Source organism: Deltaproteobacteria bacterium (assembly GCA_016234845.1).
GTDB lineage: Bacteria > Desulfobacterota > Deferrimicrobia > Deferrimicrobiales > Deferrimicrobiaceae > JACRNP01.
In genome coordinates this window covers 10,409-20,211 of record JACRNP010000106.1, presented here as the reverse complement: position 1 = coordinate 20,211, position 9,803 = coordinate 10,409, and the positions used below count along the sequence as shown (strand labels likewise).

The window sequence follows — 9,803 nt, the reverse complement described above, 5'->3', positions numbered from 1 at the left end:
GTACGCCATGCACAGGTACATCGTCGGCCGGATGACGATGGAGTCCTCCCCATCCGCCGTCACCACCACGGGGCGCTTCAAGAGCTGCCCCATCCGCAGGATCCCCACCTGCGGCTGGTTGATGATCGGCGTCCCGAAGAGGTTCCCCTTCGCGCCGGGGTTGGTGACGCTGAAGGTGCCCCCGGACAGTTCGTCCGGCGATATCTTCCCGGCCTTCGCGCGCGCGCCGAAGCCGTCGACCTCGGCCGCGATCTCCGTAAGCGACTTCCGGTCGGCGTGCCGCAGCACCGGGACGAGCAGCCCCTTCTCGGTGTCCACCGCCACGGAGATGTGGATGCCTTTCTTGAGGATCGTGCTCTCCCCCGACACCACGGCGTTCACGATGGGGAACTCCCCCAGCGCCTTCGCCGCCGCGAAGATCACGTAGGGGAGGTACGTGACCGTCACCCCCTGGCCCTTCAACTTCGCCCGGTGCGCGACCGCGAGGTGCATGTCGACCTCGGCGAAGATATGCACGTGCGGGGAAGTCTGCTTGCTCGCCACCATGTGCGCGGCGATCTTCCTGCGGATCGGAGTCCACGGCACCACCTGGTCCGCCGCGGCGGGCGCGGGCGGCGGTACGGTCGCGATCTTCGGAGCCGCGGCGGGCGCGGCCGGAGGCGCCGCTTCCGGCGGCGGCGCGGCGGCGGGCGGGGGGGCGGCCGGCGCGGGCGCGGATGCCGGCGCGGCGGCGCCGCCGGAGGCAAGGTACGCCTCGACGTCCTTCCGGGTCACCCGCCCGTCGATCCCCGTGCCCGCGATCTTCGTCAGGTCCAGCCCGTGCTCGGCGGCCATGCGTGCGACGACCGGCGTGATCCGCATCCGTCCGGACGCGGGCGACGGAGGAGGCGGCGACGGCGCGGACGGCTCCACACGGGGCGGCGCCGGTATCGGCGGCTCCGTCTTGCGCGCCATGTGGCCGGGGAACCCTTCCGTCTCCTCGTCCCACGGCGCAGCCGCCTCGGGCGGCGGCGCGGCGGCTTCCTTGTCCGTCTCGATCTTCGCCACGACCGTGAGGATCGGCACCGTCTCCCCCGCCTTGACCAGGAGCTGCGCCACGCGGCCCTCCACGGGCGAAGGGATCTCGGCGTCGACCTTGTCGGTGGAGATCTCGACGAGGGGCTGGTCCTTGGCGACCAGCTCCCCGGCCTCGACGAGCCATTTCACCACGACCCCCTCGACCACGCTTTCCCCCAGCTGGGGCATCACCACGTCGATCAGCATCGGCTCGCGCTCCTTGGAAATTCCTTAGTAGGAAGCCAACTTCCGGATCGCCTCGGCGATCTTCTCCTGGTTCGGGAGGACGTACTCCTCCATGGCCGGGGCGAACGGCGTGTGGACGTCCCGTGCCGCCAGCCGCATCACCGGCCCGTCGAGATCGTCGAAGCAGTCCTGGGAGATCCGGGCGGCGATCTCGGCCCCCACCCCTCCGGTCAGCCGCGCCTCGTGGACGATCAGGACCTTTCCGGTCTTCCGAACGGACGCCTGGATCGTCCCCCAGTCGAGCGGCATCAGGGTCCGCAGGTCGATCACCTCGATGTCCACCTCCTTCGCCAGGTCCCTCGCGGCCTTCATCACCGCGTGCACCGGCGAACTGTAGGTGATGACCGTCAGGTCCCTCCCCTCCTTCCGCAGCGCGGCCTTGCCGATCGGGACGACGAACTCCTCCTGCGGGATGTCCTCCTTGATCCGGCGGTAGAGGAACTTGTGCTCGAAGTAGAGCACCCTCCTTCCGCAGCGCGGCCTTGCCGATCGGGACGACGAACTCCTCCTGCGGGATGTCCTCCTTGATCCGGCGGTAGAGGAACTTGTGCTCGAAGTAGAGCACCGGGTCGTCGTCCCGGATCGCGGACTTCATCAGCCCCTTGGCGTCGTACGCGGTGGACGGGGCCACGATCTTCAGGCCCGGGACGTGGAAGAACCACGCCTCCGGATTCTGGGAGTGGTACAGCCCGCCGTGGACGCCGCCCCCGGACGGCCCCCGGATCACGATCGGGCAGGCGGTCTGCCCGCCGTGCCGGTACCGCAAGGTCGCCGCGGTGTTCACGATCTGGTCGAACCCGCACGCGATGAAGTCGATGAACTGCATCTCGAGGATCGGCCGCATCCCCTGCACCGCGAGACCCACCCCCGCCCCGATGATCAGCGACTCGGAGATCGGCGTGTCCACCACGCGGTCGGCCCCGAACTTCTCCTGCAGCCCGGCGGACGCCTTGAAGGCGCCCCCCATGATCCCCACGTCCTCCCCCAGGAGCATGACGTTCTTGTCCCGCGCCATCTCCTCTTCCATGGCCTGCCGGATCGCCTCGATGTAGGTGACCTGCATCGGTTACCGCGCCTCCGTGTCGATGGGCATGGCGTACAGGTCCTCCATCGCGTCGGGGCCCTCGGGCGCGGGGCTTTTTTCCGCGAAGGCGACCGCGCCTTCCACGATCCGCTTCACCTTTTCGGAGGTCTCCGACTGGATGGCGGCGAAGTCGTACTTCTTCTTCTGCAGGTAGACCTCCCACTGCATCACCGGGTCCCTGCTCTCCCAGGTGATGACCTCCTCCGCCTCCCGGTAGTCCGCGCGGTCGTGCTCGGAGTGGCCGTGGTACCGGTACGTCTTGCACTCAACGAGCGTGGGGCCCTCCCCCTTCCGCGCGCGGGCGACCGCCTTCTGCGCCGACTTGAGGACCGCGTGCAGGTCGTTCCCGTTCACCACCTCGCCCTTGAACCCGTACCCGGCGGCGCGGTCCGCCACGTTGTCGACTCCGAACTGGAGCTCGTTGGGGGTGGAGTAGGCGTAGAAATTGTTCTCGCAGACGAAGACCACCGGGAGCTTGTGGACGCCGGCGAAGTTCATCGCCTCGTGGACGTCCCCCCGGCTGCTCGCCCCCTCGCCGAAGAAGGCGATCGCCACCCGGTCCTCCTTGCGGATCTTGAACTTGTACGCCATCCCCGCCGCCACCGGCAGCGTCGCGCCGAGGCACGACGTCGCGCCGAAGATCCCGTTCGCCAGGTCTCCGCCGTGCAGGTACGAGTCCTTCCCCTTGGCGTAGCCGTCCTTCTTCCCGAAGATCTGCGCCATCAGTCGGTTGGGATCCGCCCCCTTGACGAGGAAGGCGCCCAGGTCCCGGTGGAGCGGGAAGATCCAGTCGTCCCACCGGAGGTCTTGGCAGAAACCGACCGTGACCGCCTCCTGCCCCTTGCCGGAGTAGACGCCCCCCATGAGCTTCCCCTGCTTGTCCAGGGCGGACACCCGGTCCTCGAACTCGCGCACCAGCCGCAGCCAGTAGTACAGCTCCCGGTCCATCTGCTCCGTCAAGGCGTCCTCGCGTGCCGTGTCCTTTGTCGATCGCCTCCCCGCCCAGCATCAGCGCCGCTTCCCGGATCGCCTCCGGCAAGGTCGGGTGCGCGTGGACCGCGCGGCCGACCTCGTGGAAGGTCGCCTCCATCGAGCGCGCCAGCGACACCTCCGCGATCATGTCGGGCGCCCCCACCCCCAGGATGTGGCAGCCGATCACCTCCCCGTACCTCTCCTCCGCGATCATCTTGACGAACCCTTCCGTGTGGCCGGACGCCACCGCCTTCCCGAGCGCGGTGAACGGGAACTTCGACACCTTGTACGCGATGCCGCGGCGCTTCGCCTCCTCCTCGGAGAGCCCCACGGTGGCCACCTCGGGGCGGCAGTAGACGCACGCCGGGATCCGGTCCGGGTCGGGGCGGCGGGAATCCATCCCCGCGATCGCCTCGGCCGCCGCCACCCCCTCCGCCGACGCCTTGTGCGCCAGCATCATCCCGCCGGTCACGTCCCCGATCGCCCAGATGGTGGGGCACGTCGTCCGCATCCGGTCGTCCACCTGGACGAATCCGCGGTCGAGCTCGACGCCGCACGCCTCGAGCCCGAGGTCCGCGGAGAGCACCTTGCGGCCCACCGCGACCAACAGCTTCTCCGCGGTGATCGCCTCCTCCTTCCCGCCCGAGGAGACGGGCAGCGTCCGGGTGACCGTGTTGTACCCCGTCGCGGGGGCTCCCGTCAGGACCCGGATCCCCTGCCGGCCGAGGGATTTCGCGAGCTCCAGCGCGACCTCCCGGTCGGTGCGCGGAAGGAGCTGGTCCTCCATCTCCACGATCGCGACCTCGGCGCCGAACGCCCGGTAAACGTATGCGAACTCGACGCCCACCGCCCCGCCGCCCAGCACGGTCACCGACCGGGGCAGCTCCTCCTGCGCCAGCGCGTCGTCGCTCGTCAGGACGATCCTTCCGTCCGGCTCGATCCCCGGCAATCCGCGGACCGCCGTTCCGGAGGCGACGAGGATGTTCTTCGCGGACAGCTCCTCGTCCCCCGCCGCGACCGTCGTGGGGGAGGTCACGGTCGCGCCGGCGGCGAACAGCTCGATCCCGTTCTTCCGGAACAGGAACGCCACGCCCCGGGACATCCGGTCGGACACCTTGCGGCTGCGCCGGATCACCTCGCCGTAGTCGGCCGACAACCCCTGGCACCGGATCCCGTAGGATGCGGCGTTCTTCATGTCCTCGAACAGCCACGCGGAGGAGAGGATCGCCTTCGACGGGATGCAGCCCCAGTTCACGCAGACCCCGCCCGGCTTGTCCCGTTCGACCACCGCCACCTTCATCCCGAGCTGCGCCGCACGGATTGCGGCGACGTACCCGCCGGGCCCCGCCCCGATCACGACCAGGTCGAACGTTTTCATCCGGCCATCCCTTCCGTCAGACCGCCGTCGCCTCGATGCGGCGGACGACCTCGTTCAGGAACCGCGTGGCCTCGCCGCCGTCCACGATCCGGTGGTCGAACGAGAGGCTCAGGTACATCATGTCGCGTGCGACGACTTCCCCTTCGCGGACCACCGGCCGTTTCACGATCTTGTGCGCCGCCAGGATGGCCGCCTCCGGGACGTTGATGATGGGGTAGCTGAACAGCCCCCCGATCGATCCGATGCTGGTGACCGTGAACGTGCCGCCGGAGAGGTCCGCCGGGGACAGGGACCCTTCCCGCGCCGATTCCGACAGCCGTTCGATCTCCCGCGCCAGTTCGATGATCGTTTTACCGGTTACGTTGCGGACCACCGGGACGATCAGCCCGTCCTCGGTGTCCACCGCCATCCCGATGTCGTACACCTTCTTCAGGACGATCTCCTCCCGCTCCTCGTCGAGGGAGGAGTTGAGGGCGGGGTGCAGCTGCAGGGCGGCGGCGACCGCTTTCAGGAGGAACGGAAGGATGGTGATCCGGACCCCCTCCCGTTCGCCCGTCTCCCGAAGCTTCGCCCGTTCGGCCAGTATCCCCGAAACGTCCGCCTCGTCCACCAGGAGGACGTGGGGGACCTTGGTCTTTGCGGCGGCCATCTTCCGGGCGATCATCCGGCGCTTTCCCCGGAAAGGGATCCGCTCGATCCGGCCCTCCCCGGGCGCTCCGGACGGCTGCGCCCGCCCGGTTTCCCGCCGGGCCGACTGGCGCACGTCCTCCTCGGTCACCCGGCCTCCGGCGCCGGTCCCCCCCACCGCGTTCAGGTCCACGCCGAGATCCCGGGCGAGCTTCCGCACCGCGGGGGTCGCGAGTGCATCCTTCGGCCTTTCCGCCGACGGCGCCGGAACCTTGGCGGAGGACGGCTCGATCAGCGCGAGCGCTTCGCCCACTTTGACGGTCTGCCCGGGCCGGGCGAGGATCCGGACGAGGGTCCCGTCGACCGGCGACGGGATCTCGACGTTCGCCTTGTCGGTCAGCACCTCGACGAGAAGGTCGTCCTCCTTGACCGGCGCACCCTCGGAGACCAGCCAGCGGACGATTTCGCCTTCCGCGATCCCTTCCCCGACGTCGGGGAGCTTCAACTCGATCGTCATGCGCAAATGATATCCGAATCCCGCGGGATGGGGCGAAAAACGTGCCTTCCCGGGGGACGGTGCGTCCGCCCTCCCCGGCGGGAATCTGCTTGCGGAAGGGAGCAGAATCCCGAAACGGGCCATCTTAACGGAAACAGGATGTCGGGGGCCGCGATGCGGACGGCCGATCGAAAAGAGGAGGAACCGCCATGTTCGGAATGGAGCGGATCGATGCGTTGAAATTTTCCCGCAGGGAGGCGTTCAAGGTGGCCGGCGCCGCGGGCCTTGCGGCCGCCCTGCCGTGGGGAACCGTCGCGGAAGCCGCGCCGGAGGCCGCCCCCGCCCTGAAAGGGCCGCAGGCCGGGGGGTATTACCGGTTCGCGATCGGGGACGCCGAGGCGGTCGTGATCAACGACGGGGGCCTGACTTTCCAGCCGATCCAGCCGACCTGGGCGCCGGAGGCGTCGAAGGAGGAGCTGGAAGGGACGCTGCGGTCCGCCTTCCTGCCGACGGACCGGATCCACCTGGACATAAACACCCTGCTCCTTTCGATCGGCGGGGAGCTGATCCTCGTCGACTCGGGCGCCGGCGGTCTCTTCGGGTCGAATCTCGGGAAGGTCCGCGAGCGGATGGAAGCCGCCGGGGTCAAGCCGTCGCAGGTCACCGCCGTCGTGCTGACCCACGCCCACGGCGACCATTTCGGCGGACTCCTCGACCCGGACGGGAAGCCGGTCTACCCGAACGCCGCGTACTTCGCCTCGAAGACCGAGGTCGATTTCTGGACGGGGACGGATCCCGACTTCTCGAAGCTCCGGCTCCCCAAGGAGCGCCGGGAGCAGTCGCTGGCGGGGGCGAGGAAATACCTCGCGGCGATCGGGAGCCGGCTCACCCCGGTGTCTCCGGGGAAGAGGATCGTGGAGGGAGTGGAAGTCGTCGAAGCGCCGGGCCACACCCCCGGCCACATCGCGCTGCTGATCACCTCGGGGAAGGAGGCGCTGCTGAACTCGGCCGACACGGTCCACCACCCCCTGATGTTCGCCCACCCGGAGTGGACCGCCGCGTTCGACGTCGATCCGGGGCTGGGGGCGCAGACGCGGCGGCGGATCCTCGACCGCGCGGCCGCCGACAAGCTGCGGGTCCTGGCGTACCACATGCCGTTCCCGGGCCTCGGGCATGTCCGGGCGGCCAAGGGCGCCTTCGAATGGGTCCCCGAGCCGTGGAGGTGGTCGTCGTGATCCGGAAGATGCCTTAAGCGGCGCGACCCGCCTTGTACGGCCGGATCAGGATCTCTGCCGGGATGCCAAGACCCGCGTTCAGGCGGCGAATCATCTCCACGGACAGGGTGCGCTTCCGGTTCAGTACCTCGGACACGCGGGCGCGGCTCCCGAGGTACGGCTCCAGGTCGCGATGGGTAAACCCAATCTGGTCCATCCGGAACTTGATCGCTTCGATGGGATCCGGCGGGTCCACAGGATGGTGTTCCTCCTCGTACGCCTCAACGAGCACGGAGAGGACTTCCAGCATCCCCACTTCTTTCGACCCCTCGGGGGCATCGAGAAGGGAGGAGATGTTTCTCAGCGCCGCCCTGTAATCGGCCTGCGTACGGATCGGTTTCACCTCCATTCAGGAAGCTTCCTTGACATCAACCGAGAGTTTCAAGCCGAGCGCGTCGAGCAGCGCTCCCATGCTGCGCAGCTCGGGATTCCCCTTCTCGGAGAGCATCCTGTAAAGGTTTTCCCGGTTCAGCCGCGTTTTTCGTGACAGTCTCGAAAATCCGCCGCCCAATGCATCGGCCACGTCCTTGAGCGCCAGCAGAAAGACTTCCATATCACCGTCCTCCAAGGCTGCACTAAGGTATTCCGCCGCTTCCCTCGGGTCCTTCAACTCTCGGATCAGTTCCTTTGTATAACTTTTACTCGTCGCCATCTTCTCTTCTCCTGTAATCCGCCCAATACGCTTGGGCCTGCTCGATGTCCTTCGATTGGGACGATTTGTCCCCTCCACAGAGCAGAAGGACGATCTGTCTTCCAATCCGGCCGAAGTACACGCGATATCCTGGACCGTAATCGATCCGCAACTCCATGACCCCTTCCCTCACGGACTTGCAATCACCGAAATTACCCAACCGGATCCTGTTCAACCGAACGCGGATCACAGCACGCGCCCGGATATCTTTCAACGAGTTCAGCCACTGCGAATATGGAACCTTCCCACTACGGGTGACATAGAGACGGATTTCCCTCTCTCGGATGTCCATAGAACAATATGTAGCTTATAAACTACAAGATGTCAATAAAATGTGGCAGCGTTTCCAAGAGAGCACTGGAAACCGGAGGGATAACCCAACGATTGTTGGCAATGTGCCATCAATCCTTTGGAATACCTCCCTCGACGATCCGGATCTCCTCGTCGGTCAGGCCGTACAGTTCGTACACGAGTTGGTCGATTTGACGGTCGGTGGCGTCGATCTGGCGCTGGAGGGCGGTCTTTTCGTGGCCGGTATTCGCCGACGCAAGCTGCTTGTGGAGCGACAGCATCGACTCGACAAGCGCGACCATCCGGTCGTGACAGCCTCGGTCGGCATTAACGGAAAATTCGATCCGACGGATGGGCAATTGCTTGAGGAATGTCCCCTTGATTTTAGGAAACGTATTCCGCTTGTCGTAGTACCGGTCAGTCCAAAGCAATCTCAGAAGCTTCGAATTCAGGATCGCCAACAAATAAGATGGATTGACGCCAACGTCTTCCATCGCATTGACCATGAAGACCGTGTTCAAGCATTGGTATCCTACCGTATCCATAGCAAATTCAGGATAACGACCGATCTGCCTAGTGATCAACTTTCCTTTTGCGTCTTGCCGATCATTGTCCCAACAACCACCGCATTGGGCGGATCGATCATTCAAGCAGGCAAGCTTTCCCCAAGCCAATCGGTATCGAGTTATGTCCTTGCCGGTCAAGCAAACGCGATATTTCGATGGAATTCCCGAACCATCGGGAATCCGAATCACATCTGTAGGATATTTTTTCCTGTCACGTAACTGTTTCCCGAAATTGACATATGCCATATCTCCCAAAGGATTGGATACCGCACATACCTTCGTCCAAAGGTTGTTCAGCGCCGACTCGTTTGATCCGGTAAACAGAGAATATTGGTCTTCTTTGACAGCTCGATTGTTTACCTTAATTTCCGAGACGACTTCGAGGGTACAGTTTGCATGAGCCGCTGTGATCACACGAAACGTCCCCTTATTTCTAACCGATGGTGAAAGAACCAAGATTGCATTATCGACACTTGCTTTCGAAAACACTTTGCCATCGATAACGACAATTTTTTCAATGCCGGAATCGACCATCAGTCTTCTTAGCCCGGAGAGCTTGTTGTTGGTCATGAAATTTGCAGGTGTTATCAGTGAACACAGCCCTCGCGCACTTGTGATTCCAATCGATTTCTCAATAAACAGATGATACGTATCCACTTTGTAAGAGGCTGAGCCGAACTTTCGCCTGAAATATTCCAGTTGGCGATCGTCCCGAAATTCATCCTGCAACAGGACATATGGCGGATTCCCGATCACCGCGTCGAAACCGTGGTTCGCCCCGCCGAATATCCGGGGAAACTCCTTCTCCCAGTCGAACACGTTGATCCGGAGACGCTCCTCCTCCCCGAACAGCGGCAACACGCCGCTGGCGCCTTGGTAGAAATCGGAGCCGATGAGGGAGTTGCCGCACTTGATGTTGCTCCCCAGGTCGGGCAGGGCCCGTTCCTGGAATAGCTTGAACTGCGAGGAGAGCGTCTGCTCCGACTCCCCTTCGAGTACTTTCAGCAGCAGGGAGAGCTTTGTCGTCTCGACCGCCTGCGGGTCGATGTCCACGCCGAAGACGTTGTTCGTCAGGATCCGCTTCCGTTCCGCGGTAGTGAGCCGCCACTCCGCTCCCATCCC

Annotated in this window: 9 protein-coding genes and 2 pseudogenes (1 of these 11 cut by a window edge); 1 reads left to right on the top strand and 10 read right to left on the bottom strand. The window is 65.0% G+C overall.

The annotated features are described in order from the left end of the window. The 6 genes and pseudogenes from HZB86_07845 to HZB86_07820 form a co-directional block, all read right to left on the bottom strand. Positions 1-1,263: 2-oxo acid dehydrogenase subunit E2 (locus HZB86_07845; protein ID MBI5905449.1), on the bottom strand; the 1,263-nt coding region annotated here is incomplete at its 3' end. A gap of 24 nt (positions 1,264-1,287) precedes the next feature. Beyond that, the gene (locus HZB86_07840; GenBank protein ID MBI5905448.1) at positions 1,288-1,764 is read right to left on the bottom strand and encodes a hypothetical protein; all 477 of its coding nucleotides are present in this window, start codon (positions 1,762-1,764) and stop codon (positions 1,288-1,290) included. After that, positions 1,763-2,365 (bottom strand): annotated as a pseudogene (locus tag HZB86_07835) (alpha-ketoacid dehydrogenase subunit beta). Before HZB86_07835 ends, HZB86_07840 begins: the two are co-directional and overlap by 2 nt. 3 nt (positions 2,366-2,368) lie before the next feature. Then, a complete protein-coding gene (locus HZB86_07830) occupies positions 2,369-3,346 on the bottom strand; it encodes a thiamine pyrophosphate-dependent dehydrogenase E1 component subunit alpha (GenBank protein ID MBI5905447.1) in 978 nt (325 codons plus the stop codon). Between the two features lie 25 nt (positions 3,347-3,371). Further along, positions 3,372-4,736: pseudogene (gene lpdA / locus HZB86_07825) on the bottom strand (dihydrolipoyl dehydrogenase). A 16-nt stretch (positions 4,737-4,752) separates the two neighbouring features. Next, positions 4,753-5,880: a 2-oxo acid dehydrogenase subunit E2 gene (locus tag HZB86_07820; GenBank protein MBI5905446.1), complete on the bottom strand. Its 1,128-nt coding sequence runs from the start codon at positions 5,878-5,880 to the stop codon at positions 4,753-4,755. 188 nt (positions 5,881-6,068) lie between these two features. On the opposite strand from HZB86_07820, the gene HZB86_07815 reads away from it, so the two are divergent. After that, positions 6,069-7,094 (top strand): MBL fold metallo-hydrolase, encoded by a 1,026-nt coding sequence (locus tag HZB86_07815; protein ID MBI5905445.1) that lies wholly within the window; start codon positions 6,069-6,071, stop codon positions 7,092-7,094. A 13-nt stretch (positions 7,095-7,107) separates the two neighbouring features. Here the strand turns inward: HZB86_07815 and HZB86_07810 are convergent, their stop codons facing one another. The 4 genes from HZB86_07810 to HZB86_07795 form a co-directional block, all read right to left on the bottom strand. Next, complete coding sequence (locus HZB86_07810; GenBank protein MBI5905444.1) at positions 7,108-7,482, bottom strand: transcriptional regulator; 375 nt, start codon at positions 7,480-7,482, stop codon at positions 7,108-7,110. Further along, a complete protein-coding gene (locus HZB86_07805) occupies positions 7,483-7,785 on the bottom strand; it encodes a putative addiction module antidote protein (protein ID MBI5905443.1) in 303 nt (100 codons plus the stop codon). Further along, positions 7,772-8,116 (bottom strand): type II toxin-antitoxin system RelE/ParE family toxin, encoded by a 345-nt coding sequence (locus HZB86_07800; protein MBI5905442.1) that lies wholly within the window; start codon positions 8,114-8,116, stop codon positions 7,772-7,774. Before HZB86_07800 ends, HZB86_07805 begins: the two co-directional genes overlap by 14 nt. Positions 8,117-8,225: 109 nt before the next feature. Next, positions 8,226-9,803: the 3' portion of an N-6 DNA methylase gene (locus HZB86_07795; protein ID MBI5905441.1), read on the bottom strand. It continues 1,275 nt past the right edge of the window; 1,578 of the gene's 2,853 nt are visible here — the last part of the coding sequence; its start codon lies beyond the right edge, outside the window — the gene reads right to left on this strand; the stop codon is at positions 8,226-8,228.

Coding starts and splice junctions, on each gene's coding strand:
- HZB86_07820 (MBI5905446.1), bottom strand. CDS start 5,880: ATGACGATCGAGTTGAAGCTCCCCGACGTCGGGGAAGGGATCGCGGAA.
- HZB86_07810 (MBI5905444.1), bottom strand. CDS start 7,482: ATGGAGGTGAAACCGATCCGTACGCAGGCCGATTACAGGGCGGCGCTG.
- HZB86_07815 (MBI5905445.1), top strand. CDS start 6,069: ATGTTCGGAATGGAGCGGATCGATGCGTTGAAATTTTCCCGCAGGGAG.
- HZB86_07800 (MBI5905442.1), bottom strand. CDS start 8,116: ATGGACATCCGAGAGAGGGAAATCCGTCTCTATGTCACCCGTAGTGGG.
- HZB86_07805 (MBI5905443.1), bottom strand. CDS start 7,785: ATGGCGACGAGTAAAAGTTATACAAAGGAACTGATCCGAGAGTTGAAG.